This window comes from Nonomuraea sp. NPDC049625 (genome assembly GCF_040675285.1).
Lineage (GTDB): Bacteria > Actinomycetota > Actinomycetes > Streptosporangiales > Streptosporangiaceae > Nonomuraea > Nonomuraea angiospora_A.
Genome location: NZ_JBFAOQ010000008.1, coordinates 308656 through 333606, shown reverse-complemented (window position 1 = coordinate 333606; position 24951 = coordinate 308656). Strand labels below are relative to the sequence as shown.

Here is a 24951-nt window from a genome sequence, read left to right as displayed (position 1 = left end):
CTAGCCATCGATGAATCCAAGTCCATCATGTGCGACCAGAAGCAGCCGCGTAAGTGGGAAGTACGCACATCGGTGAGTTACGTGGTCTGAGCGGCGTGGTGGTATTCGTTGACCGTGCCTGCAGCGACGGGTTTTCGGCGGGTGGATCGTAGGTCGTTGAGGTCGGTCACGTCGCGGGCGGGCCGCGTCGCGGTGTCCGGAGATCGTTGTTGCCTGGACTGGTGCGGCCGGTGGCCGTTGTAGTGGATCAGGTATTCGTGGAGCACGCGGGCCAGGTGGTGTTCGTTGAGGATCAGGATGTGGTCCAGGAGTTCGCGGGTCAGGGCGCCGGTGACGCGCTCGCAGATGGCGTTCGTCCTCGGCGTCCGATGATCCGCGGCTCTCCGGTTTCGAAGACCTCCCTGAAGGCGGAGGTGAAGAGCGGATCCCGGTTGTGGATCAAGAACCGCGGCTCGGCGATGCGGTCACCCGGGTCCATGGCGAGGTTGCGGGCCTGCTGCACCGTCCATGCTCCAGTCGGGTGCCGTGCTCGATGAAGACCAGCACATACAGCCGTTTGAGCAGTATGGTCTCGTCCACCAGGAAGTCGCACGCGTTGATCGCGTGGGCTTGGATTCTCCGGTGCTCCAGGTCGGGTTCTCCCGCGCCATCCGAACGATCAGTGCTTTGACCGACTGGCGGGTGCAGGGCCGTCCCGGGCGCCGCCTGTCGGTGAAGGTCCATTTACGGGCCACGAGGCTGCGATGCCAACGCAGGATCGTCGCCGGGGTGACCGGGAACAGCTCCGCCCACTGGCGACGGCGAACCAGCCAAGACCACGCCGCCAGCCAGCGCCGGTCGGCGGGTTCCCACCGCGGCCGGCGACCGAGTTGACGGCGGAGCATCTGGTTCTCGTGACGGAGCACCAGCAGGTCGGCATCCTTCGACAGGTCAGAGCGGATCAGCACCGAGCTGCCCGGGGAATGTCGTCCTGGTTGTGCCGACCTGCCGCCCGATGATCGCGTCCTGGAGTCCTCGCGTCTTCGCGTCTTCGCGTCCTCACGGTCGAACGCGGATGACCGTCTTCCCCGTGCGTCGCTCGGTCGGGTTGAGGGCGGCGACGGCCTCGTCGAGGGTCGCGACGTTGCCGATGTTCGTCTGCAGTCGTCCGTCTCGCACCCGCTGGACGATCTCACTCAGTTGGGCGCGGTCGGACTCGACGACGAAGTCGATCGCCAGGCCGTCGGCGGGCCGCGCCTCGGCCGGTCCGACGACGGACACCAGTGTTCCCCCGGCTCGGATCAGGCCTGCGGACCGCCTGCCGATGGTGCCGCCGATGACATCGAAAACCAGGTCGACTTCGCCGACGTCTTCCAGCGCGTCGTTCTCGAGGTCGACGAACTCCTGCGCGCCGAAGTCGAGCGCTTTTTGACGGTCGGCGGCGCGTCCGGTGCCGATGACGTAGGCGCCGGCCTCTCGTGCGAGTTGCGTCACCATCGACCCGACTGCGCCGGCCGCGCCGTGCACGAGGACGCTCTGCCCTGCCTGAAGGCGGCCGTGTTCGAACAGTCCCTGCCACGCGGTCAGTCCCGAGATCGGCAGGCTCGCGCCCACTGTGAAGTCGACGTCGCCGGGCAGCGGTGCGAGGTTGCGTGCCTCGACGGCCACATACTCCGCCAGGGTGCCGTCGCGGGTCCAGTCCGTGAGGCCGAACACCCGCTGTCCCACCGACCTGCCTCTGGTGCCATAGCCGAGAGCGGTGACCACTCCGGCCAGCTCGTGCCCAGGGATCGACGGTGTTCGGTCACGGCCGAGGCGATCGGTCCAGGTCGAGGGCCACTCCATCTCCGTCGGGACGAATCCCGACGCATGAACCTGGACGACGACGTCGTTCAGCGCTGCCTGCGGCTCGGGCCGTTCCACCAGCGTCATCCCGGCCGTTCCCGCGGCCTTGTCCGTCACCACAATCGCCTTCATCCGGAATCCCCCTATGTCCAGCCCTCGCCTACACGCGTCCGCGTATGACGTCATCTCCCGGACGAGGTCGTACCCGGACACAAGTGGACCTTCACCGACAGACAGCGCCCGGCACGGCCCGGCACCCGCCGGCCGGCCGGTCAAGACACTCATGGTGCGGATGGCTCGGGAGAACCCGACCTGGGGATAGGCGGATTCAGGGCGAGTTGGCCTGGCTGGGCCGACCTGGCGGCAGTTCCTGGCCGCTCAGGTCCACGCGATCAACGCGTGCGACTTCCTGGTGGTCGAGACGGTATTGCTCAAACGGCTGGATGTGCTGGTCTTCATCGAGCACGGCACTCGGCGGCTGCATCTGGGTGGGGTAACCGCGCGTCCGACCGGGGCGTGGACGGTCCAGCAGGCCCGCAACCTCGTCATGGACCTGGGGGAGCGCATCGCCGAGCTGCGGTTCTTGATCCACGATCGCGATCCACTCTTCTCCTCCGCGTTCAGAGAGGTGTTCGCGGCCGAAGGGTTTCGGATCATCGCCACCATGCCGCAGACACCGAGGATGAACGCCATCTGCGAGCGGGTCATCGGCACCCTGCGCCGCGAACTGTTGGACCGGATGCTGATCCTCCACGAACGCCATCTGGCCCAGGTGCTTCGCGAGTACCTGATTCCCTACAACGGGCACCGGCCGCACCAGTCCCGGCAACAACGTCCCCAGACACCGCACCGCGGCCCGCCCGCGACGTGACCGACCTCAACGCCCTGCGATCCATCCACCGAAAACCCGTCGTCGCGGGCATGATCAGCGAATACCGCCACGCCGCTTAACCGCAGCTCAGCCTACGTAACTCAATATTCGAGCGGCACAGGATGAGTCTGGCCAGGTTCCGTACTCGTGCCATAAGGGCGACAGCACTGAGCCATCGAGCGAGAAGAAAGGCACAACGGTCTCCGCGCCGAACGTGTGGAGACCGCCGGGCCCGGCCCAGCCGACCCGCTTATCCCTACCCACCCGAGCCCGCAGCTCGACGAGGCGCTTGCAACGTAACACGACGTCCTCGCCATAGCACGGGCAACGACTATCTGGACGGCATACTGATCCCCGGCGGTTTCGGTTACGCCGCGCGGGTGCCCGTCCTGGAATGGCTCAGCCAGGACGCGCAGGTGCGGCACGTGTCGTGGAACCTCACAGGTGGGAGATTTCTGGAGTACGTGGCCAACAGGTGGCGGCTTGCCATGATCCCGGAACTGGATCCGCACGCGCTGCACGGCGCCGACCCTGCCGCACTCGTTGGCCGGCGCAAGCGGCAGCCGTCATGGCGGTCATCGAGGCGCGTACCGGCACTCTGGGTCGGGCCGCGTCCCGCCGCGACCTCAATTGCGCGTGCGGTTCAGCATGACCAGCCCGGCGATGAACGACCCGAGCAGGACCGGTGACAGAACCGCGAGGGCGCCCCACACAACGAGGCCGAGATAGCCGAGCGCGGACGAACCGTACGTCGGGTCGGCGTCAGCGGCCGCGAACAGCCCCAGGCCGAGGACGACACCGGCCACCGTGAGCGCGATCGGCGTCCACAGGAGCACCCGGGCCCACACACGGTACGTTCGACTGTAGACACGCCGGGCCGCCGGCACGTTCGGCCGCGGGGGATACCCGACGGATTCGTTCATGCCCCATTTGTACCAGCCGTGCAGGTCCCGCGCCGCCAGGGCCGGCCGTGGCGCTGCGGGGATCGTCAGTGGGGTCGCCATGGGGTACAGGTAGACGTTCGGCGCGCATCCGTACTCGCCCCGTTCCCCCGAGATGCGGTCGAAGTCGGTGAACCGGAAGGACGCGGCGCCGTTGGGCCGCATCGCGACGACGCGGTCGCGCGAAAACACCACGCCGACCGCGACGACGAGCTCAGCGCCCTCGCCGGGCCTGCACCACGTCGACCGAGGGCGTATCTGCTCCGGTGGATGACCCCAAGCTGGTCAGGTGCGGGCCCAGACGTAACGACTTGCCGCTGGCCATCCGTTCGGAGCTTCTAACCCGCGGGTGGTGGTCAGACAAGCGGCGCGGCTGCGCACCGAGCCGGATCCGATCACGGCAAACGATGGCCATGTGGGTACCCGTTGTCCAAACGATTTTGGTCCTTTTAGGTCGGCAGGCGCAGTGCTCCAGGCCAATCGGTGAGGGCACCTTCTCCTTCCTGCGGATCCGTTCGCCGCCGCGGTATCTACCGGCAGCCTGGTGCTACGGTTGGCTCTCCAACGCACATAAGGGGACGAATGTTCGGCATTGTCCGCCCGTGTCAGCATGTCCTGTGCAAAGGGCTCTACGCGGACTGGATGGGTCACCTGTGCGGGCTCTGCCTGGCGCTCCGCGACGAGCACGGACACCTGTCCCGTCTGGTGACCAACTACGACGGCCTGCTCGTGTCCGTCCTCACCGAAGCCCAGTCGCCCACGTCCGCGTCGCGCCGGAGGGCGGGCCCGTGTGCGCTACGCGGTTTCAAGGGCGCCGACGTAGTGGAGTCCGAGGGGGTACGGCTGGCGGCCTCGGTGTCGCTGCTCCTGGCGGCCGGCAAGGTGAGCGACCACGTAGCGGACGGGGACGGCGTGTACGCCCGCCGCCCGGTGGCCGTCGGCGCCACCCGCCTGGCGGGCCGCTGGTCCTCGGCCGGCACGGCCATGGCCGGCACGCTGGGGTTCGACCCCACCCCGCTGACGGCAGCGGCCGGCCGCCAGACCCTCCTGGAACGCGCCCCCGCCCAGGCGCCCCCGGGGAGCAGCGCGGCGCCCGGGTTACGAGAGTTGACGGGGCCCACCGAGGACGCCGTCGCCGCCGCGTTCGCGCACACCGCAGTGCTCGCGGGGAAGCCGCACAACCGGGAGGCCCTGGAGGCGGCCGGTCGCGGATTCGGGAAGCTGGCACACCTGATCGACGCGGTGGAGGACCTGGCCGACGACCGGGCGTCTGGGGCGTACAACCCGCTGGCCGCCACCGGCACCGGCCTGGACGAGGCGCGCCGCCACTGCGACGCCGCGCACGCCGAGCTGCGCGCCGCCGTGGACGAGCTGGACCTGCCCCGACCTGGCCTGACGCGCGCCCTGCTGGTGCGGGAGACCGGCAGCGCCGTCTCCCGAGCCTTCGCCACCGCCGCAACCCACGGCACCGGCCACCCGCCCGGGTACGCGCCCGGCGATCCCGGCGCGCCGCCAGGAGGACGGCCGCCGAAGCGGGATCCCGGCGGGCTGCTGTCGCTGGCGTGTGCCGCACTGACCTGCTGCACGTGCGGCCTGTACCGGCCCGCCTGGGACGAGGACCGCGAGGGCTCCTTCTGCGAGCGCTTCGACTGCTCCGGCTATGACTGCTGCGGCAACTGCTGCTCCTGCTGCCCGGGCGAGGACGGCTGTTGCTGCGACGGCTGCAGCTGCGGCTGCGACTGACGCCCGCGGGAGTCACGTCAGCAAGGTCTGGGCGACAAGCCCGGTGGCCGATGCCGAAGCGCCCGGTCAGGATCGCGACCCCCGGAGCGTGCCGTCAGACCCCAGCCCCGGCGGTCAGCCGTGCTCGGTGCGTGCTCGTACGCCCCGTCACGTGCCGTCAGGGGCCTGGCCCCAGCGTGGACGCGGCGTTCAGCACCAGCTGGGCCGTCTCTTGGGCAGCTTGGCGGGCGGCCTCTGGCAGCACTGAGACGTAGGTGTCGGCGGTGAGCACGATGCTGGCGCGTCCGAGCATCGCCTGCACCACCTTCAGATCGGTGTACGCGGCCAGCGCCAGCGTGGCGGCGCCATGTCGCAGATCGTGCAGCCGGACCGGGGGCGGCAACCAGGCGGCGGAAGCGACCAGTGAGGTAGTCCGGCCGCAGCGGCGCTCCGTTTACAGTCGTGAACACTGCGCCTTTCAAGCTGCATATGAGTACTCGTGGAGAACTCCGCCGAGCCGGTCTCTTCGGCGTATGTTCAGGTTGGTGATCCGCTCGGGGTCTGTGATCGGGGCCGGGACGGGAAGCGGCGGGGCCGCTTGGGCCCGGGCTTGGTGGGCGCCGTGCTGGTTGTGGATTCGTTCATACTCGCGCAGAGCATGGCGCAGATGACGTTCGTTCCACAGCAGGCGACGGTCGAGGAGTTCGCGGCGACAGGACTGCGCCCATCGCTCCATGATCGAGTCATGGTCAGCCGTTTGGATCGCGGTGAATCTGCCGTCCGCCGCGACTACGGTGCACGTGATGAGACCTGGAGCGCGGCCAGGCGAGGAAGCAGAGCACCTCGGGCTGGATCACTCGGCCGGGTGGCTGGGCACGGGCGGGGTCATGTCCGCATGACGGACGCGAGGAGCGCCAGCTTGTCGGCGCTGTCGGTGCCGGGGTCGGGGTGGAGGACGACGAGCGCCTGGCCTGTCGCGCCGCTGACGCTCAGCCTCTCCCGGTTCAGTGACAGGCCACCGACCTGGGGGTGGGGGGTGCCTTCGCATGTGTTCACGTCGTGGACCGGGATCCTGGTCCTGTCAGCCCGCATCCGCGCTCTCTCACGACAACAGCGTCCGCCGACCGCGCGGGCTACCGACGCGGTGGCGGGCGAGGGTAGTTCCGCGGATCGCTTATCACGGCGAGGGTGCGGCGCGCACCGGTGAGCCGGCTCTGTGGCCGGTACCGACAGAGCGGAACGGCGTCACCTTTGGGAAGGGTTCGGGACGGGAGTGTGTTGAGGCGAGGGTGCCGGGTGGGCTGAAGAATGTTCATCGCCGGTCGTGGAATCCGGCTGACGTGAGTGGTTCGGGACACGATGACGACGGGGTGGGTCACGCTTCGCCCCAGGAGGGATGGGAGCTGATGAGCCTTCGCCAGTTCGAGTACGCCCTGGCGGTCGCGGCGGAGGGCTCGGTGACGGCGGCGGCGGAGTTGTTGCAAGTCGCCCAGCCGTCGATGTCCCAGCAGATCCGCAACCTGGAGCGTGACCTCGGCGTGACGCTGTTCGCGCGAACGTCGGCCGGATTGGTGCCCACCGCGGTCGGCCGGGCGTTCCTGAAGGAGGCGGAGGTCGCGGTGAACGCGGCTCGGCGGGCGCGGGCAACGGCGCGGGCCGGCGCGGATGATCTGGTGGGGGAGCTGGTCGTCGCGGCGCAGCTGGGCTTCGGCACGCGGCAGCTGCCGGGCGCGCTGAGCGTGCTGCGGCGCCGCTTCCCGCGGCTGGAGGTCACCGTCTTCGAGGAGTCGAGCTCCGCTGAGCTGGATCGGCTGTGCCGCAGGGGTGCGCTGGGCCTCGCCCTGATGGCCGCGTGCGAGCGGAGCCCCGCGGACGCCCACCGCCTCGGCGAGGAGGAGTTCGTCGTGGTGCTGGGCGCCGGGCACCGGCAGCTCGCCGCGGACCGGGTCGAGCTGCGCGAGCTGGAAGGGGAGCCGTGGGTCAGGTTCGACCGCGACAGCGCACTGGACGGCGTGCTGCTGGAGGTGTCGCGGAACGACGGGCTGACCCCGGCCACGGTCGCCCGCGTGTCCCAGACGGCGACAGCCGTTCGGTGGGCCGCCCACGGCCTGGGGGTGACGCTCGTCCCGGCCTCCGCGGTGCCCCGCGGTTATGAGCACCTCGCGCGTCCGGTGTTCCCGGCTGTGTCCCAGCCTGTCATCGCCGTGGTCCGGTCCGACGCGGGCCCGGCGGCGACCGCTCTGCTGGAGCTCCTGCGTCAGGAGACCTGGGACAGCTCCGCCTCATTTCGCCGGTCAGGCGCTGGGGCCGGTGAGCTGCACGATGAGGTTGCCGCGGTGAACGCCGCCGAACAGCTCGTCCTGGGCCGTGATCGCTCGTTCCACTGAGGGTTCGAGGACGGTGTAGGGGAAGGTGATCCAGCCCGCGGTGTGCCATGAGGCGTAGTGGCCGGGCGTGGGGCCGGTCAGAGTTGGGTGACTCCGCCGTCCACGGCGAGCTCGACGCCCGCGGTGTACGTCGCGTCGAAGGCGAGGAACGCGGCCGCGGTGGCGATCTCGTCGAGGGTGCCGAAACGCCGCATGGGATTGTCCGCGACGCGCTCCGCCTTGAACTGCTCGGCGTCCTCCTTGGTCATGGAGCGTTCCAGAATGCCCGTGTCGATGGGACCGGGGCTGATCGCGTTGACGCGAATCCTGCGCGGAAGCAGCTCGCGGGAGAAGCTGCGGGCCAGGGAGCGCACCGCCGCCTTGCCGGCCGCGTAGACACTGGTGTCCAGCATGCCGACGGCGCCGGCGACCGAGGTGGTGAGGACGACGCCGGCACCCGTGTTCAGCAGCGGGGCGAGCTTCTGCACGGTGAAGAAGGCGCCCTTGACGTTGATCGCGAACAGCTCGTCGTACACCTCCTCGGTCGTCGACTCGAAAGGCGTCAGGAGCGTGATGCCCGCGTTGACGAACAGGGCGTCGATCGTGCCGACCTCGGCCTTCACCTGGTCTGCCAGGGCGTCCAGGTCGGACAGTGAGGACACGTCGCCGCGGAAGGCCACCACGTTCTCGCCCAACCGCTCTCGTGCGGCGTCGAGCGTGGCCTGAGAACGGCCGGTGATCACCACGCGGGCTCCGCCGTCCGCCAGGAACTTCGCGATCGCGAGCCCGATGCCGCTGCCGCCACCGGTGACCACTACATTCTTGTCGCTGTATTTTTCCATGCCATTATTCCTTCGTTGTTCGATGTGAAAGTACGACGCCGAATTTCTTTTCGGCGTCAGTTCCTGGGGTATTCGCCGCCGTCCACGGAGAAATAGGTCCCGGTGAGCCAGCTCGCCCGGTCGGACACGAGGAAAAGCACCGCGTTGGCGATGTCGTCAGGCCGGCCGTCGCGCCCGAGCGGGGGTGTGGCGGTCGCGCCCGATTCCGCGTTGTCGCTCGCCCACCGCCTCCGCGTCTCCTCGCCGCCGGGCGTGGCGGTCCTGCCGGGGCCCAGGGCGTTGACCCGGACTCCGAACGGGGCCAGCTCCGCGGCCAGGGCCCGGCTGTAGCTCTCCAGCCCCGCCTTCGCCGCCTGGTAGTGCGCGAACGCCGGCACCGGCGGGAGGAGCGCGGCCGTGGAGATGTGCACGATCGCCCCCGATCCCCGTTCCCGCATCCCCGGTGCCAGCAGCGAGTTCAGTCGCACCGCCGCCAGGAGGTTCAGCTCCAGCGTGTCCTGCCAGTCCTCGGCGGGGATCGTCATGGCGCTGCCGCCCGCATTGGCCCGCGCACCACCCGCGTTGTGGACCAGGATGTCCACCCCGCCGAGCGTCTCCTGCACGGCCGTGGCCAGCGCCTCCGTCCCGGCCTGTGTCCGGATGTCGGCCGTCACGAAGGCGGCTCCCTCCGGCGCCGTGTACGTGGTCGACCTGGCGGTGGCCAAGACCTCGACGCCCGCGTCCAGGAGCTGGCGTACGACGGCCGCTCCGATTCCGCGGGAACCACCTGTGACCAGGGCTCGCTTTCCTTTAAGCTCTCGCGGCTCAGCTCCGTTTTCGACCGTGGTCATGCTGCCATTCCTTTCGATTGTTTGCTCATTCGCTCGGCGCGGGCACAGCGCGAATCTTTCGAGCAATCGCGGTGCGCGCCTCGTCGACCCGATTCACGGTATGTCCGGAGAAGAACGAGAGGCAAAGATGGAATATCAGCAGCTGCCATAGGGAATTCCTATGGGCGTCGCGGCTGCCGATGCCGCGAGGCCTGCTGTCGCCACAGTGTTCGTCCTGCCTGGGCCGGGGCTGCCCGGGTGGTGACGTCGGCGGCCTGGCCGTATGCTGCACGCTCTGACGCGACGCGTGGTATTCGGGCCAGAGACCGTCGTGGCGGACGGCCAAGCACAAGCCGTGGGCGAGGGCGGGTGGGTTTCCGGCGACCGACGGCTGGTACGTCTCGACGACCACCTGGCGGGAGATCATCAAGGCCGCCATTGAGGTCGGCCGAGATGCCACCCCGCACTTGCAGAATCAGCCGCAGTATGCACACGGGGAACTCGTCGCCCGGGTTTCCCCGTTGTACGCCTACCTCGGAACGCACCCTGTCAAGCCTCAGCACCCCGTACGAGGCACCACGGGCCAACGCCTGACCCTGAACCCGGTGTACGCGTACGGCACCGAGCGCAGCGCGAAGAACGCAGCCGCCTACCGGCTGGGTATGACGATGTCTGAGTGGGCCTGCCGATCCCCGCCCTGCTGGACACGTTCAAGAACCCGAAGAATAAGCTGCCCGACCTGTGGGGGCAGCACCAGGCAGAGGGCCTGTACTGGCTGATCGAGGCCAAGGGGGGGCGACGTGGGTCTCGGCACGCTCCGCAAGGGGTGGGAGCAACTGGCCGCCGGCAGCAGGGTTCTCGGCTCGTGCGCTCACCGCGCCGAGGACCAGCTGACCGATGACCAGGAACTCAGCGACGACGCTCGGGAAGAACAGCGACTCACCCAGCGGCGGATCTTCCGCCAGCAGCAGGAGGAAGCCCGCCCCCGGCTCCGCGACGCCTACGAGCGGGGAGCGACAAGCGACTGGAGTGATCTGCTGCGCCGTCCCCAGGAGCCAGAACTCGACCTCGAAGGCGACGAGGGACTCCTCGAAGCGGCGACGCCGGAGACGTATCTGGCCGTCAGCCCCTACGGCCCCCCAGCACGCGCCTAGCTATCAGGGCTCGCATTCGATCAGGGGTGACCTCAGGTCAGGCGTCCGGAGTACGGGGAAGCTTCGGGGCGCGGCGGTCGGCGCCGCCGCGATGAGTCCCGACCGGGCACGCCAGAGGCTCGGAGGGGGATCGGGTGGACGGCGCCGTGTCCGGTGGTGGCGATGGCGGCGGCCACGGCCGCGTACCGGGCGGCTTCGACGGCGGTGGCGCTCTGCAGCAGGCGCGCGGCGAAGGCCCCGTCGAACGTTTCGCCCGCGCCGGATGCGTCGACCGGGATGACCAGATGGGCCTTGACGTGGGTGACCTCGCCGCCGTCGGCCACCAGAGCCCCTGGCATCGGCGGCCGCGGACCTCTGGATCTCACGGCAGTGACGCGAGCATTCGCTCTCCCGCCGATCGCAGATGGGCGGTCATCGCGGCCGCCGCAGCCGGGCTGTCGCCCGCCACGACTGCTCGTACGATGGCTTCGTGCTCGTCCCGGGTGAGCTCGGCGGCGCCTTCCCGGGCGTAGAAGATCCGGAAAGCGCGCGAACGGACGAACAGCCGCTCCAGCGTCTCGGCCACGATCAGGTTCCTGGCCATCTCGGCGAGTTTGCCGTGCAGTAGTTCGTCGGCCTTGGCCAGCATGGTGAGGTCGCCGCCGGGAACGTCGATCTGCCGGCGCAGGAACGCCCGGTCCTCCGCGCGGAACTCCCGGGCGGCACGGGCGGCCGTGGGAGGTTCGAGCAGCAGCCTGCACTCGTACAGGTCGGAGATCGTCTTGTGGTCGGGCAGGTCGGCGGCGACGAAGCCGCGGTAGGGGTGCTTGCTGACCAGGCCGTCGGCCTCCAGACGGCCCAGGGCCTGGCGGATCGGCGTGTTGGAGATCTTCAGCTGGGCCGCCAGGGCGTCGATCTTGACCCGGCTGCCATGTGGGATGTGGCCACTGAGCAGCATTTCTCGCAACACGTCGTACACGTCGTCGGCCAGCACTTGCCGCCGGGGGAGCGCCGGTGCCGGCGCGGGTGAGTCGGTCATCCAAGCCTCCTGACGTTCACAACATAGCGACAAATGGGGGTTGACGTCGCCGTAACATGCATGCAACATCTGACTTCAGACATCGTACACGATTTTGTCGAGGCAGCTGTGATCAGATTTCGCATCCCCCTAACGGCGTGCCTCGCAGGCGCCCTGCTCGCCGCCTGTTCGTCCAACACGCCCGCAGCCGTCAGCGGTGCCATCACCGAGGATCGTGACGCGACATTGCTGGTGTGGAGTGACCCCACCCGGCTGGCCGGATTCGAACAGTTCAAGAAGACGCACCCGAACCTGAAGATGAAGGTCGAGACCTACGACGGGCAGAGCCTGCTGACGAAGATCCAGCTGTTCAACCGCACCGGCAAGGGCTGGCCGGACGTCGTCTTCGCCGGGCAGCCCAACATGGTCTCCCAGTTCGCCGGGAAGCTCGACTATGCCCAGCCCCTCGACTCACTGGTGCAGGAGCAGATCCGGAAGGACTTCGGCACGGCCAACGCGCCCTGCGAGGTGGGGGGCAAGCTGTACTGCCTGCGCAACGACCTGGCCCAGACCGTGCTGTGGTACAACAAGCCGCTCATGGAGCGCTTCGGCTACGAGCTCCCCAAGACCTGGAACGACTACCGGGCGCTGGGCGAGCGGGTGGCCAAGGAGCACCCCGGCTACGTCATCGGCAGCGCGGGCAGCTTCTTCACCTATTACGACTACTTCTGGTCCAGCGGCTGCCCGATCCAGCAGGTGACCGGGCCGGACAAGGTGCACATCGACCTGAAGGACCCCAAGTGCACCCGGGTCGCGGACGTGCTCGACCCGCTGGTCAAGAACGGCTCGGTCACCAAGGCGGGGCTCTTCGACCCGGAGATGGCCAAGCTGGGCAAGGAGGGCAAAGTACTCATGCTGCCCGGGGCCTCCTGGCTCGGCGACTACCTGTTCAAGCCCAAGGACCTGTTCGCCACCCCCAACGGGCAGATCGCCGCGGCGCCGTACCCGTCCTGGGACGGCGAGACGACCAACTGGTCCGGCAGCGCGGGTGGTGGCGTCTATCTGGTCTCGCGCCACTCCAAGAACATGAAGGGGGCCGCCGAGATCATCCAGTGGATGACCACCGACGCCGGCTACCAGAAGGGCGCGCCGACCTACCCTGCCTACGGCCCCTCGGCCGACGCGTGGGCCAAGCGGCTGGCCGGTGACCCGTTCTACGCGTCCGACCCGTTCCCGGTGATGCGGGAGCAGGCGGCCAAGGTCAACCCGGTGCAGCAGCCCACCCGCTACGACGTCGAGGGCGCGTTCACCCAGACGGTGGTCCCCGCGATCCGCTCCGGCGGCAGTGTCCGGGCCGGCCTGGACGCGTTGCAGGCCGAGCTGGTGAATTTGGCGAAGGCACAGGGCTATGACGTCGGGTAAGTTGTTCGGCTGGCTGTGCGTGACCCCGTACCTGGTGCTGCTCGCGGTCTTCGGGATCGGCCCCGTGATGTACGCCCTCTACGAGTCCCTGAGCGACCCGCGGGCCTACGGCAACGCGATCGCCGACTTCCGCTTCCTGCCCGCGCTGGGCAACGTGTCGCTGTTCATGGCGCTGTACCTGCCGGTCATGGTGATCGGCGTGCTGCTGCTGGCGCTGTTCGTCCAGGACCAGCGTCCCCTGTACGGCACGGCGCTGCGCCTGGTCTACATGCTGCCGGGTGCGGTCACCGGCTCGGCCAGCGTGCTCCTCTGGTACGTCATGCTCCAGCCCGCGCTCAGCCCCTTTGCCCCGCTGCTGCACGGCCTGGGCATGCGGACCGGCAACGACGTGCTGAAACCGTCGTACCTGGTGATGATCTTCGCGTTGATGGCCTTCGCCACCGGCTTCGGTCAGTGGGTGGTCATCATGTACGGCGCGCTGCAGGGAGTGCCGCGCGAGGTGCTGGAGGCCGCCAAGGTGGACGGCTGCACCTGGTGGCAGACGGCCCTGCGGATCAAGCTGCCGCTCATCTCCAAGTACGTGGTGTACATGGTCATCCTGGCCTTCACCGCCGGACTGCAGATCTTCATCGAGCCGCAACTGCTGTACGGCGTGGCCTTCACCGGCTCCAAGTCGTGGTCGCTGAACCAGCTCGGCCTGCTGTTCGCCTTCGACAACGGCGACTTCGCCGCGGCCGCCGCGCTGTGCCTGATGCTCCTGGCCGTCTGCACCGTGGCCGCCTGCTTCCTGGTGTTCAAGGCCAAGTTCTTCGAGACGGAGGTCGACCGATGACCGAGCGGCTCGGCGGGCCGTGGGTGTGGCGGACGTCCGTGTCCGTCGTGCTCGGCCTGGTGGCCCTGGCCTGCGCACTGCCGCTGGTGTGGCTGGTGCTGGCGCCGACCAAGTCCGACGCCCAGATCACCGGCGGGCATCCGCTGTCCTTCGGCTCGCTCGACGGCTACCTGACCGCCTGGCGGAACCTGACCACCTTCAACGACGGCGTCATCTATCAGTGGATCGTCAACTCGGCGGTCTACACCGGCGGCGCGGTGCTGCTGTCGGTGACCACGTCACTGCTGGCCGGGTACGCGCTGGCGGCGACGAGGATCGCCGGCCGGCGGGTCATCCTCATCGCCACGCTGCTGGCGATGATCGTGCCACCCGCCGCACTCGTGCTCCCGCTCTTCCTCGAGGTGAACGCGGTCCAGCTCACCGGCACCGCCTGGTCGGTGATCCTGCCCGCCAGCCTCTACCCGTTCGGGGTCTACCTCGCCTTCATCTACTTCTCCACCCTGCTGCCGCGCGAGGTGCTGGAGGCCGCCAGGATCGACGGCTGCTCGGAGGCCGCCCTGTTCGCCAGGGTCGCCCTGCCGCTGGGCAAGCCGCTGATCGCGCTGCTGACCTTCTTCGCCTTCATTGGCAACTGGAACAACTACTTCCTCCCGTTCGTGATGCTCGGCGACGACGAGACCTTCAACCTCCCGGTCGGGCTCGGCGTGCTGATCTCCGGCTCACCGGCGCTCAACCCGGCACTGGGAGGCAGCGATCTCCCCATCCACCGGCCAGAAGCCGCGATAACGGGCGTGCTCACCGTGGTGCCCGTGGCGCTCGTCTTCCTGTTCGCCCAGCGCCACCTCGTGCGCGGACTGCTCGACGGCGCCGTCAAGAACTGAACCGCAACGGAGTGAATGTGAAGATCACCGCTGTCGACGTCGTTCTGTGCGCGCAGCCCGCCGTCACACCCGCCTTCCGCTGGCGCGACGGCCTGCCGGGGTCCGAGCCCGCGCACACCGGCGGCTGGCTCGTGCTGTCCACCGACGACGGGCACACCGGCTACGCCTACAGCCAACGCGGCGCCATCCTGGCCGACATCGCCGACCGGCGGCTGCGCTCCGAACTGCTCGGCGCCGACCCGCTGCAGCGTGAGTGGTTGTGGCACCGGGTCTGGGAGTTGGACCGCATCGAGGAGATGCCGCTCTACATCCACGGCCTGGTCGACGTGGCGCTGTGGGACATCGCGGGGAAGGCCGCCGGGCTGCCGGTGCACCAACTGCTCGGCGGGTACCGCACCGCCATCCCCGCGTACGCCTCCACCTCGACCTTCGCCACCGTCAGCGAGTACCTCGACGTCGCCGACCAGTGCCTGGAACTGGGCTACCCGGCCATCAAGCTGCACGCCTGGGGGAACGTCGACCGCGACATCGCCCTGTGCGCGGCACTGCGAGAGCACGTCGGCGACTCGGTGCCGCTGATGTACGACGGATCCGCCGGGTTCGACCTGCTCGACGCGATCAAGCTGGGCAGAGTCCTGTCCGAGGCCGGATACCTCTGGTACGAGGAGCCGATGCGCGAGTTCAGCGCGACCGCCTACCAGCGCCTGGCGGAGAAAGTGAACGTACCTCTGATCGTCGCCGAGACCAGCGACGGCGCCCACATGAACACCGCCGACTTCATCGCCAACGGCTCCGCCACCGCGGTGCGCACCAGCGCGGGCCTGCGCGGCGGCGTCACCGGGGCGATGCGGATCGCCCACCTGGCCGACGCCTACCGGATGCGCGCCGAGGTCCACGGCGGCGGCATCGTGCACACCCACCTGTGCATGGCCATCCCCAACACCACCTACTACGAGTCGTTCGTCCCCGCCAACCCCGTGACCAGGGAAGAGGCGGTCGACGCCAACGGGCTCGTCCACGCGGGAACCGCGCCCGGCATCGGATACGAGGCCGAATGGGAGCGCACTGCCGTACCGGCCGGGCTGGAGCCCTACACCTCCTGAATTCCCCCAGCAAAGGAGAACACCAACATGAGCGACAAACGGAGCACCAGCCTGAGCAGGCGTGCCGTTCTGGCGACCGCCGCGACGCTACCCCTGATCGCGGCGACGCCCGCCGCGGCGGCGGCCAAGGGCTGGACGTGGAAGCTGCTCACCGAGGGCACGGACGTGTGGCAGCGCAACTCCTGGAAAGGCAGGGAGCAGTTCGACTTCCGGCTCGGCGGTGGCGGCTGCATCCCGCAGATGCGGCACTGCCCGACCGGCTACCGGCCACTGCTCTCGCCCACCTACGAGGGCGAGGAGACCGACCGGGTCATGCAGGCCGTCCTGTGGGGCCTGAACGTCGAAGCCGCGACCGACGTCCTCGACCGGCGCTGGAACGTCAACCAGGCGGGCACCCGCCCCGGCGCCTACCAGCGCACGGTCCGCGTCGAGCGGACCACCCCGACCGCGACCGACGTGTGGACCATCGCCGACCGGCAGTGGTACGCCGAACTCGTCGCCGACTTCGCGGGATCGGACGCCGTCCCGCAGCTCACCCGCTACACCAGACTGTCCAACGGCACGCTGGAGATCCGCCGCGTCATCCGGCTGCCCAAGGTCGTCAACGCCGGAACGACAGTCGCGAACGTCGAGTTCTACCTGGAGAACTGGCTGCCGTTCCTGCGCTCCGCCGACGCCTTCACCGCCCTGGCGCTGCGACTCGACGCCAACGGCGACCCGAGCGAGTGGTACCGGGCGGGCCAGAACATCCCCTACTACCCGTGGACGCCGACCAGCACCACCAGCGGCTACGCCATGGTCTACCAGGAAGGCACGCACCGGACCACCCCCAACGTGGCCGTGGTCTTCTCCAAGAACCCGGGCACGAAGCACGCCACCTCGGCCGTGTTCGAGAATGTGCGCAACTCGATGGACTGGGACACCGGCATCGGCATCCTGCCCGGCGCCCACATCATCGGCGGGGAAGCCGACAGCATCCTGGACTACACGATCCGCATCGTGCCCAACGGCGGCACCAGCGCCGGCCTGGTCACCGACCTCAACGCACAGGTCGCCGCGATCCGGCCACCCGCTCTGTACGGCCCGTCGTACGCGCTGTCCGGCGAACTGGGCAGCATCGCGGGGCGGCTGCGCGGTTACCTGACCTCCGCCGAGGGAACGCGAACCAACCACCTCGCCCCGCTCCTGGTCTGAGTCCGGCGATCCCGGGCGCCGAGCAGGGATCGTGGGTATCGGCACCAACCGGCTCCGGCTCGTCCTCCTCTCCAACCGACGGTGCCGGCGGTTCCGACGTAGGTGACCGAGACCAGGCCGGCGCTGTCGATGATCGCGGCGGGGCCGATGGCGATGGCGGGGCGCTGAGGTGTAGCGGTGGGGGTCGTCGCCGAACTCTGCGAGCACCCGGGCGCCGAGGATCGCTCCCAGCCCGGGCTGGGAGCAGATGATCTCAGCGGCCGGGTGCTGCTCAAAATGCGCCTCGACCTCCTTGTGCTGGGCCGCGACCTGCTCGTTCAGGGTGACAAGGACGGCGACCAGCGACCGTGTGGAGGCGGCGTGTGCGGCGGTGATGGCAGCCGGTTGGCCCAGGTGCCGCTCGCGCAAGGCGGCCTGGATCGGCGCGGCCTCGGCGGCCAGATCGCCGCGACGCCCGGCACGCCGCAGCGCCGCGCTGATCTGGCTGATGGTCGTCCTGCCCAGCTACTTCCTGCTGCGCGACAGCCTGTGCGGTGCCAAAACGTGGATACGACTACTGAGCTGGGCGTTCGTAGAGCGATCCGGCCGCTCTGCGGTACTCGTTGATCAGTCCAGTGACGGTCCTTCGGCAGGTGATCGAGGCACTCACGGCGTAGCGTTCCCACGAACCGTTCCGCGAACGCGTTTGCCCGTGGCGACCGCACGGGCGTCTTGATGACCCGCATACCGCTGGCGGTGAACACATCATCGAACGAGCGGGAGAACTTGCCGTCACGGTCCCGGCTGAGAAACCTGAAGGCGCTGGCGCGTTCACCCAGGTCCATCAGCAGATTCCGGGCTTGCTGGGTGGTCCATGCGCCGGTCGGCTTGGAGGTGACGCCCATCAAGCGCACACGGCGTGTCTCGATCTCCATGACGAACAAGACGTACCGGCGCTTGAAGAACACGGTGTCCACGTGTATGAAGTCGCACGCCAGGATGCCGGAGGCTTGCGAGGTGAGGAACCGTCGCCAGTTCGGCGAGGTCTGGCATGGTGCTGGACCCAGGCCGGCCGCGGCGAGGATACGGCGGATGATGCCTTCTCCGATCCGATGGCCGAGCCCGAGCAGTTCACCCCGGATCCGCCGATGCCCCCATCGGGGATTCTCACAAGGTGTCAGGCGTCACGATCCGGTGAAGGCGAAGCCGCGTGGGTAGCAGTCGCGCCAGTGCGGCCAGCAGCGCCCGGTCGGCCCAATCCGGTTGCGGCCGGGCGACGCAGGACGGCGACCTCATGACGCAGCACCAGGATCGCCACTTTCTTGGAGGTGTCGCCCCGCGCGAGAAGCGTCAATCAGCCGAACAACCGGACCATCAGCAGATACAGCAGGCGTAGGAACACGCGTGCCGAGGATAGAAGGCCAGGTCAGATGCCATGGACGAGTTTTGACACCGCACATGGTCCCGCGCGGCGCGGCGCGGTGCCGGGTCGATGTCGGCCTTGCTCAAGATGAGCCACACTGTGGAGACTCCCACCCGATAGCCCAGAGCGGCGAGTTCCCCGGCGATCCGCCGGTAACCCCACAGCGGATTCTCGCGGCCCACACGAAGTACCAAGGTCCGGATGGGAGGCGCGGGTGGGAGGCCGGCCCTGGCTACGGCGTTTGAAGGTCCCGCGCCGCCGCACCAGATCGGCGTGCCGGGGCAGCTACATGGAACGACGCACCAAAGAGGGACTCTCCAAGAAAGAGATCATCCGCTGCCTCAAACGCTATATCGCCCGCGAGCTCTACCAGATCATCACCAAAACCGATCGTGAACTCGCCGCTTGACATCTATAGGAGCATCGGACCTGGGGTAGGTTCGGGCCAAGGCGCGGTACCGGTATTTCGACCGGCCCGTTTCCTTGACCCGCCCTTCGCCCCCGGCGTGCCCATTACTGAGCACCGGGCGCTCCACAAGCCCCAATGGATTTCCTGGCGTTCCTCATGCTGTGCTTGCCCAGGGCTCGGGTATCTGCGCTCCCCGGTATCGGTAACGCTCGGTGCGTACCGCCGCGGGGTTGAATAGCACGACGCCGCCTCTCAGCCCGGTTTGGTGCGACGATGTGGAGCAGGCTACCGGCAGCGGGTGCGCGGTCGGCCCAGGACGGTGACCAGGCGGTCGAGCAGGGCGGGGTCGTTGGGCAGCGCGCCGTGCTCCACGCCGGGATTGTCTGTCAGGCTGAAGTGATGGCAGTGCATGGCCCGCCAGGCCAGGATGGCGTTGTTGGTGATGTCCTCCTGGTTACCGTCGCCGTCGCGTCGCAGGAAGCCACCGGGGTCGGCGATCTGGCCGGTGGACAGGTTCGCCAGCCGGGCCCCGACGACCGTGGGCAGGCCGGAACCCTTTTCTCCGTAGACGTCCACGTCGGGGAACGACCTCGGATCGGCGAACCGGACGAAGCCGATGTAGTACGCGGCGATCTTGCCGGCCGTCGGCAGCCCCGCGTCGGCGAACAGGCGCGGATAGTCGCGAGGCGTGTAGGAGCGGTCCGTCGAGGAGTCGCGGATGACGACCTCACGGTCGCCGAAGATCGCCGGGTCGGCGGCGCTCATGTAGGTCGAGGGGGCGCTCTGGTACATCCGCGCGCTGCTCCGCGCGTTCTGTCTGGTCGTGGGGTAGCCGAAGTCCTGGATGTTCTGCCCGGTGAACATCAGGGAGTACATCAGGCCCTGCCCCGGCAGGTTGCCCGCGATCGGGGTGAAGCCGTGGATGTAGCGGTCTCGCCATGCCTGGCTGGTGTGGGTGAGCAGGTATTGGGCATACAGCGGCCCGTTGGAGTGGCCGATCAGGTGCACCGGCCGCTCGCCGTTGTCGTGGTAGGTGTCCTCGATGAGCCGGCGGGTGCGCTCGAAGAAGCCGCCCATGTCGGGGGTGAGCCGGGCGTCGTACCCGGCGACCCGGATGTCGCGGTCGCGGACGTACCCGTTGGTCTCCAGCCTGCGGTAGAGAGCCTCGTAGTACGGTGCGCTGTCCGTGCGGCCGTATTCCATGATCTCGACGGTGACGCCCGGTTGCTCGGCGAAGCGCCGCGGCATCGGCAGGGACGGATCGTCGCGGTAGCGCAGGGTGAGCAGCCGGTCTCGGCAGATCTGGCTGAACCTGCTCGGCCGGTCGTTGCGGAACCAGTCCTGGAAGGTGCCAGAGCGCGGGCAGTCCGGCGCCGTGGTCTGGTCGCGTACGGTCGCCTGGAGCTTGGTGAAATGGAACGCGGGGAACAGCACGACCGGGGGTTTCTCCCGCGCCGGAGACCCGGACGGGCCGGGCTGGCCCGCGGTCAGCCCCAGCGGGACCAGCGCAGCCAGCACACCGTGCATCCAGCGGCCATCCAACATCGCCATCCCCCTCAGTCACTCATTGTTCCAAGCGGTCGTTACCCGCGATCGCATTCTGTGATACCTGCTGGTCAGAAGGATGGCCGGGGCCGCCGCCATCGAGGTTGCCGACCGGCGCACGCCAGCACGGTGTAGGGCTCGAATATGCGATTCATGCGCTGACCGGCAGTCCTTGGCAGGCTTGCAGATCTTTAGCGTTGCCGTCTGTGCGGTTGCTCAAAACGGCTTGAGCGACTGCCAGCCTGCCGCCCGATGATCGCGTCCTGGAGTCCTCACGGTCGAACGCGGATGACCGTCTTCCCCGTGCGTCGCTCGGTCGGGTTGAGGGCGGCGACGGCCTCGTCGAGGGTCGCGACGTTGCCGATGTTCGTCCGCAGTCGTCCGTCTCGCACCCGCTGGACGATCTCACTCAGTTGGGCGCGATCGGACTCGACGACGAAGTCGATCGCCAGGCCGTCGGCGGGCCGCGCCTCGGCCGGTCCGACGACGGACACCAGTGTTCCTCCGGCTCGGATCAGGCCTGCGGACCGCCTGCCGATGTCGCCGCCGATGACATCGAAAACCAGGTCGACTTCGCCGACGTCTTCCAACGCGTCGTTCTCGAGGTCGACGAACTCCTGCGCGCCGAAGTCGAGCGCTTTTTGACGGTCGGCGGCGCGTCCGGTGCCGATGACGTAGGCGCCGGCCTCTCGTGCGAGTTGCGTCACCATCGACCCGACTGCGCCGGCCGCGCCGTGTACGAGGATGCTCTGCCCTGCCTGAAGGCGGCCGTGTTCGAACAGTCCCTGCCACGCGGTCAGTCCCGAGATCGGCAGGCTCGCGCCCACTGTGAAGTCGGCGTCGCCGGGCAGCGGTGCGAGGTTGCGTGCCTCGACGGCCACATACTCCGCCAGGGTGCCGTCGCGGGTCCAGTCGGTGAGGCCGAACACCCGCTGTCCCACCGACCTGCCTCTGGTGCCGTAGCCGAGAGCGGTGACCACTCCGGCCAGCTCGTGCCCAGGGATCGACGGTGTTCGGTCACGGCCGAGGCGATCGGTCCAGGTCGAGGGCCACTCCATCTCGGTCGGGACGAATCCCGACGCATGGACCTGGACGATGACGTCGTTCAGCGCTGCCTGCGGCTCGGGCCGTTCCACCAGTGTCATCCCGGCCGTTCCCGCGGCCTTGTCCGTCACCACAATCGCCTTCATCCGGAATCCCCCTATGTCCAGCCCTCGCCTACACGCGTCCGCGTACGACGTCATCTCCCGAACGAGGTCGTACCCGAGGGCTATGAAGAAGACCCCGTCGGTGTAGAGGCTCTACAGCCCTGCCGGGCATGGGGCGGCGTTGTTCGCTTTCTTCGCCGGGATGGCCGAGTGCGAGCGCGCGTACATCCGCGAGAAGTCGCTGGAAGCCAGGCGCGGCGCAGGCGGTCACGGTGTACGGAACCCCCGGAAGGTTACGTGCTTGCGGGTTTCGAAGCCGAGCCGCTCGTAGAGGGCGATCGCGTCGGTGTTGGCCTCGGCCACGTGCAGGAAGGGACGTTCGCCTCGAGCGGCGATACGCGCGACGAGCGCAGTGATCAGGCGGGCGGCATGGCCTCGCCCGCGTGCCTCGGGAGCGGTGCAGACGGCGCTGATCTCGGTCCATCCCGGTGGCCGGAGTCGTTCGCCGGCCATTGCTACCAGCGTGCCGTTGTCGTGGATGCCGAGATAGGCGCCGAGCTCGTGGGTGCGCGGCCAGAACGGTCCCGGCTGCGCCCGCGCGACGAGGTCGAGCATCTCGGGCACGCTGTCCGCGCCCAGTTCGACCACACCGGTGACGGTCGTGCCATGTGGGTGATCGGGCCGGCTGCCGCCGGGCCAGATCATCTGACGGCCTTCGAGGACGAAGACCGGTTGCCAGTCCGACGGTGGTGTGGCCGCGCAGCTGAACATGTCGGCGAACTCGCCTCGCCCCAGCAGCTGGGCGAGGTCGGCCCACTCCTGCGGGCCCGGGTCGCCGGTTACCGCGGAGAAGGTCGCCACTTCCGGCAGGTAGGTGGTAGCCCGTCCAAGCCGGCGGGCGAGGTGTGCGTGGTGACCGCGTAGTGATTCACCCACCGGGTCGTCGAGTGCAGCGGCCTGGCCGTCGCGGTTCACCATCGTGCTGTGCCTCTCGTGTCGTGCGGATTGACGGTGGCCATTGTCATGCATGAGGAGTCGTGCGAGGCCAGCATGCCGCATGGTCATCGCCGCGTTCGCCTGGGTCGCTGTCTCGCCACCTCTCTCACAACTCGCCCGTTCTGCGGGATGGCTCGGTAACCGGGTGCTGGCAGCGCCTGTCCCGCCCGCCTGCGGTCGGCGCCCAGCTTCGACGGACATGCCTCGCTCTCTTGCGCCTGATCCGGCGTCGCTACGCTCTGGTTCGATCAAGTGGAGGAAGGGCGGCCATGACGGAAACCTGTACATTCTGCGGCATCGTTGCTGGGGAGATCCCCGCGGAGATCGTCTACTCCGATGAGTACGTGGTCGCCTTCCTTGACATCTCGCAGGCGACTCGCGGTCACACCTTGGTCGTTCCCCGCGAGCACTGTCGCGACCTGACCGACATCGGTCCGGATCGCGCGGGCCTGCTGATGCGGGGTGCTGTGCATACCGCCGCCCTCCTGCGGCGTGCGCTGGAACCGGGCGGGATGAACATCTGGCACGCCACCGGCCCTACGGCCTGGCAGACCGTGTTCCACTTCCACCTTCACCTGCTTCCCCGCTACACCCCCGAGGATCTCAGGCAGGCATGGACGCATCGGGAACTGCCACTGTCGTCGCTGTCGCCACTGGCCGATCACATGCGCTTCCCCTCATAGCGTGGAGACCGAATCGGGAGAGGTTTGGTCGTGGCAGCAGTCACGCGGCGGCGCTTTGATCCGGAGTTCCGGACTGGGGCGGTGCGTATCGTGAAGGAGACCGGCAAGTCCGTGGCTCAGGTGGCGCGGGATCTGGGGATCAGCCCGTACACGCTGCACAATCGGGTGATGGATCGGCTCGCCGAGCAGTACAACGGCGGCGGCGACGGCGACGGGAGTGGAACGCTGGAGGAGTCCGAGCGGGAGGAGCTGGCGCGGCTGCGGCGTGAGAAGGCCGCGCTGGTCAAGCAGCACGCCGATGAGAAAGCGGTGTGGGAGAAGGAACGCGCCGAGCTGGAAGACGAGCGTGACGACGCCCCTATGCTTGTCAAGCCGCAGCGGACGAGGTATCCGCAGGTGAGAGTGCTTGGATGATGATCGGGAAGACTTCACGAGCGACGTAGCGCTTGAGGCAGCGGATGATCTCTTTCTTGGATTTGCCCTCGGTGGTGCGGCGTTCGGCGTAGGCGCGGGTGCGCGCGTCGCGGCTAAGGCGGGTCACGACGATCGTGTAGAGGGCGCTGTTGCTGCGCCGGTCGCCACCGCGGTTGAGCCGGTGCCGGACGGTCTTGCCGGAGGACGCCTCGATCGGGTTGACGCCACACAGGGCGGCGAAGGCCGCTTCGCTGCCGAGCCGGTCGGGGTTGTCGCCGGCGGTGATGAGCAGCGCGGCGGCGGTGTCCGGTCCGATCCCGTGCCGCTGCAACAGTCGCGGCGCGCGTTCGGTGATGATCGTGACCAGTGCGCGTTCGTGAGCGCGAGCTTCTTCGGTCAGGGCCAGGATCCGGCGGGCGAGCATGCGCAGCACGGTGCGGGCCGCGTCGTCGATGGTGCGATGCTCATCCTCGGGCAGGTCTGCGCAGGTGCGGATGAGCGTGGTCGGCCCAAGGCCAGCGAGCGCATCGCGCAGCGTCGGGTCGGCGCGCATGAGGACGGCGTGCAGCTGGTTGATGGCTTGCGTGCGAGCCTTGACCGCCGAATCCTTGGCGACTTTGAGCATGCGGATCATCTCGAGGGCGCCGTCACCGGTCTTGGCGATGGCAGTGGCCTCTTGCGACAGCACGGCTCGGGCGGCGTTCTCGGCGTCGATGGCGTCGCTCTTGCCGCGCCGCCGCCGACGGGCCCGATCGGGTCGGTTGATCTCCAGGATCTGCATGTCGTGGCGGCGCAGGAAGCGGTTGAGCGCGGTGCCGTGCGAGCTGGTGCCTTCGACACCGGCTTGCTGGTCTATTTCGCTGATCCTCATAGCCCCTGGCAGCGTGGCACCAACGAGAACACCAATGGTCTGCTGCGCCAGTACTTTCCCAAGGGCACCGACCTGTCACGATGGGATGCTGAGGAGTTGGCGGCCGTGGCATTCGCGCTCAACACCAGGCCCCGAAAGACCCTCGGGTGGAAGACGCCTGCAGAGGTCTTCAGCGAACATCTAAACTCGCTCCTGAACAGCAGTGTTGCGACGACGCCTTGAACCCAAGGAGTACACCGCGGCCCGCTACCAGGACCTATGTCGGCGTCTGGGCGTGGTCCAGTCGATGGGGCGGGTCGGCTGCGCGCTCAACAGCACGCTCAAGGTCGAGTACGTGCACCGCCACCGGTTCCGCACCAGGGTCGAGGCTCGTCTAAAGATTGCGACCTGGATCGCGGACTTCTACAACATCACCCGGCGGCACAGTGCCAACGACGGCTCGTCGCCCGTCACATTCGAGCGTCACATGATCGAGAAGAGGAAAGCCTCATCGGCCCTGCTGAGGACCGCTGTGGCATAGGGCCG

The 24951-nt window shown here is 68.4% G+C and carries 25 protein-coding genes and 2 pseudogenes; 14 read left to right on the top strand and 13 right to left on the bottom strand.

Annotation, left to right across the window (positions count from 1 at the left end; translation table 11 throughout):
- Positions 1-77: 77 nt before the first annotated feature.
- Positions 78-356 (bottom strand): annotated as a pseudogene (locus tag AB0J87_RS33565) (integrase core domain-containing protein); the annotation flags it as partial.
- A 682-nt stretch (positions 357-1038) separates the two neighbouring features.
- Complete coding sequence (locus tag AB0J87_RS33560; RefSeq protein WP_363971633.1) at positions 1039-1941, bottom strand: NADP-dependent oxidoreductase; 903 nt, start codon at positions 1939-1941, stop codon at positions 1039-1041.
- A 295-nt stretch (positions 1942-2236) separates the two neighbouring features.
- On the opposite strand from AB0J87_RS33560, the gene AB0J87_RS33555 reads away from it, so the two are divergent.
- The gene (locus AB0J87_RS33555; RefSeq protein ID WP_363971632.1) at positions 2237-2695 is read left to right on the top strand and encodes an integrase core domain-containing protein; all 459 of its coding nucleotides are present in this window, start codon (positions 2237-2239) and stop codon (positions 2693-2695) included.
- Between the two features lie 626 nt (positions 2696-3321).
- Here the strand turns inward: AB0J87_RS33555 and AB0J87_RS33550 are convergent.
- A complete protein-coding gene (locus tag AB0J87_RS33550) occupies positions 3322-3831 on the bottom strand; it encodes a hypothetical protein (protein WP_363971630.1) in 510 nt (169 codons plus the stop codon).
- 387 nt (positions 3832-4218) lie between these two features.
- On the opposite strand from AB0J87_RS33550, the gene AB0J87_RS33545 reads away from it, so the two are divergent.
- Positions 4219-5379 carry a DUF5685 family protein gene (locus AB0J87_RS33545; RefSeq protein WP_363971628.1) on the top strand — a complete coding sequence of 387 codons (1161 nt, stop codon included), beginning with the start codon at positions 4219-4221 and terminating at the stop codon, positions 5377-5379.
- A 157-nt stretch (positions 5380-5536) separates the two neighbouring features.
- Here the strand turns inward: AB0J87_RS33545 and AB0J87_RS33540 are convergent, their stop codons facing one another.
- Positions 5537-5761: a hypothetical protein gene (locus AB0J87_RS33540; RefSeq protein WP_363971626.1), complete on the bottom strand. Its 225-nt coding sequence runs from the start codon at positions 5759-5761 to the stop codon at positions 5537-5539.
- A gap of 482 nt (positions 5762-6243) precedes the next feature.
- A complete protein-coding gene (locus AB0J87_RS33535) occupies positions 6244-6450 on the bottom strand; it encodes a hypothetical protein (RefSeq protein ID WP_363971624.1) in 207 nt (68 codons plus the stop codon).
- Between the two features lie 314 nt (positions 6451-6764).
- On the opposite strand from AB0J87_RS33535, the gene AB0J87_RS33530 reads away from it, so the two are divergent.
- Positions 6765-7745 carry a LysR family transcriptional regulator gene (locus tag AB0J87_RS33530; RefSeq protein ID WP_363971622.1) on the top strand — a complete coding sequence of 327 codons (981 nt, stop codon included), beginning with the start codon at positions 6765-6767 and terminating at the stop codon, positions 7743-7745.
- Positions 7746-7822: 77 nt separating this feature from the next.
- Here AB0J87_RS33530 and AB0J87_RS33525 read toward each other — a convergent pair whose 3' ends face one another.
- Together AB0J87_RS33525 and AB0J87_RS33520 are read right to left on the bottom strand one after the other, a co-directional pair.
- Positions 7823-8566 (bottom strand): SDR family oxidoreductase, encoded by a 744-nt coding sequence (locus AB0J87_RS33525; RefSeq protein ID WP_363971620.1) that lies wholly within the window; start codon positions 8564-8566, stop codon positions 7823-7825.
- Positions 8567-8622: 56 nt separating this feature from the next.
- Positions 8623-9396: an oxidoreductase gene (locus tag AB0J87_RS33520; RefSeq protein ID WP_363971619.1), complete on the bottom strand. Its 774-nt coding sequence runs from the start codon at positions 9394-9396 to the stop codon at positions 8623-8625.
- Positions 9397-10175: 779 nt separating this feature from the next.
- On the opposite strand from AB0J87_RS33520, the gene AB0J87_RS33515 reads away from it, so the two are divergent.
- Complete coding sequence (locus AB0J87_RS33515; RefSeq protein WP_363971617.1) at positions 10176-10529, top strand: hypothetical protein; 354 nt, start codon at positions 10176-10178, stop codon at positions 10527-10529.
- Between the two features lie 32 nt (positions 10530-10561).
- Here AB0J87_RS33515 and AB0J87_RS33510 read toward each other — a convergent pair whose 3' ends face one another.
- Positions 10562-10867 (bottom strand): PfkB family carbohydrate kinase, encoded by a 306-nt coding sequence (locus AB0J87_RS33510; protein WP_363971615.1) that lies wholly within the window; start codon positions 10865-10867, stop codon positions 10562-10564.
- 23 nt (positions 10868-10890) lie between these two features.
- The gene (locus AB0J87_RS33505) at positions 10891-11547 is read right to left on the bottom strand and encodes a GntR family transcriptional regulator (RefSeq protein WP_363971613.1); all 657 of its coding nucleotides are present in this window, start codon (positions 11545-11547) and stop codon (positions 10891-10893) included.
- 108 nt (positions 11548-11655) lie between these two features.
- Between AB0J87_RS33505 and AB0J87_RS33500 the strand changes: the two genes are divergently transcribed.
- The 6 genes from AB0J87_RS33500 (at position 11656) to AB0J87_RS33475 (ending at position 17564) form a co-directional block, all read left to right on the top strand.
- Positions 11656-12948 carry an extracellular solute-binding protein gene (locus tag AB0J87_RS33500; protein WP_363971611.1) on the top strand — a complete coding sequence of 431 codons (1293 nt, stop codon included), beginning with the start codon at positions 11656-11658 and terminating at the stop codon, positions 12946-12948.
- The gene (locus AB0J87_RS33495) at positions 12935-13780 is read left to right on the top strand and encodes a sugar ABC transporter permease (protein ID WP_350727271.1); all 846 of its coding nucleotides are present in this window, start codon (positions 12935-12937) and stop codon (positions 13778-13780) included. The genes AB0J87_RS33500 and AB0J87_RS33495 overlap by 14 nt, the downstream gene beginning before the upstream one ends.
- Entirely contained in the window at positions 13777-14661 is an 885-nt protein-coding gene (locus AB0J87_RS33490) for a carbohydrate ABC transporter permease (RefSeq protein ID WP_350727272.1), read from the top strand. Before AB0J87_RS33495 ends, AB0J87_RS33490 begins: the two co-directional genes overlap by 4 nt.
- Positions 14662-14678: 17 nt before the next feature.
- Positions 14679-15764 (top strand): enolase C-terminal domain-like protein, encoded by a 1086-nt coding sequence (locus AB0J87_RS33485; protein ID WP_355199997.1) that lies wholly within the window; start codon positions 14679-14681, stop codon positions 15762-15764.
- Between the two features lie 27 nt (positions 15765-15791).
- Positions 15792-16958, top strand: coding sequence for a hypothetical protein (locus AB0J87_RS33480; RefSeq protein WP_363971608.1), 1167 nt, complete (start codon positions 15792-15794; stop codon positions 16956-16958).
- A 177-nt stretch (positions 16959-17135) separates the two neighbouring features.
- Positions 17136-17564 (top strand): hypothetical protein, encoded by a 429-nt coding sequence (locus AB0J87_RS33475; RefSeq protein WP_363971606.1) that lies wholly within the window; start codon positions 17136-17138, stop codon positions 17562-17564.
- Positions 17565-19054: 1490 nt separating this feature from the next.
- On the opposite strand, the gene AB0J87_RS33470 is transcribed toward AB0J87_RS33475, so the two are convergent.
- The 3 genes from AB0J87_RS33470 to AB0J87_RS33460 all read right to left on the bottom strand — a co-directional run bounded on the left by AB0J87_RS33470 (position 19055) and on the right by AB0J87_RS33460 (position 22440).
- Positions 19055-20320: a hypothetical protein gene (locus AB0J87_RS33470; protein ID WP_363971604.1), complete on the bottom strand. Its 1266-nt coding sequence runs from the start codon at positions 20318-20320 to the stop codon at positions 19055-19057.
- 266 nt (positions 20321-20586) lie between these two features.
- On the bottom strand, positions 20587-21558 hold the full coding sequence (locus AB0J87_RS33465) for an NADP-dependent oxidoreductase (protein ID WP_363971602.1): 972 nt from the start codon (positions 21556-21558) through the stop codon (positions 20587-20589).
- A 171-nt stretch (positions 21559-21729) separates the two neighbouring features.
- Positions 21730-22440, bottom strand: coding sequence for a GNAT family N-acetyltransferase (locus tag AB0J87_RS33460; RefSeq protein WP_363971600.1), 711 nt, complete (start codon positions 22438-22440; stop codon positions 21730-21732).
- 287 nt (positions 22441-22727) lie between these two features.
- On the opposite strand from AB0J87_RS33460, the gene AB0J87_RS33455 reads away from it, so the two are divergent.
- Complete coding sequence (locus AB0J87_RS33455) at positions 22728-23141, top strand: HIT family protein (protein WP_363971598.1); 414 nt, start codon at positions 22728-22730, stop codon at positions 23139-23141.
- Positions 23142-23171: 30 nt separating this feature from the next.
- Complete coding sequence (locus AB0J87_RS33450) at positions 23172-23555, top strand: transposase (RefSeq protein WP_363971596.1); 384 nt, start codon at positions 23172-23174, stop codon at positions 23553-23555.
- On the opposite strand, the gene AB0J87_RS33445 is transcribed toward AB0J87_RS33450, so the two are convergent.
- Positions 23509-24426, bottom strand: coding sequence for a transposase (locus AB0J87_RS33445; protein ID WP_363971594.1), 918 nt, complete (start codon positions 24424-24426; stop codon positions 23509-23511). The two genes, AB0J87_RS33450 and AB0J87_RS33445, sit on opposite strands and share 47 nt — an antisense overlap.
- Between AB0J87_RS33445 and AB0J87_RS33440 the strand changes: the two are divergent.
- Positions 24391-24648 (top strand): annotated as a pseudogene (locus AB0J87_RS33440) (IS30 family transposase); the annotation flags it as partial. The gene AB0J87_RS33445 and the pseudogene AB0J87_RS33440 sit on opposite strands and share 36 nt — an antisense overlap.
- Positions 24632-24946: an IS3 family transposase gene (locus AB0J87_RS33435; protein WP_363971592.1), complete on the top strand. Its 315-nt coding sequence runs from the start codon at positions 24632-24634 to the stop codon at positions 24944-24946. The pseudogene AB0J87_RS33440 and the gene AB0J87_RS33435, both read left to right, overlap by 17 nt.
- Positions 24947-24951 lie beyond the last annotated feature (5 nt).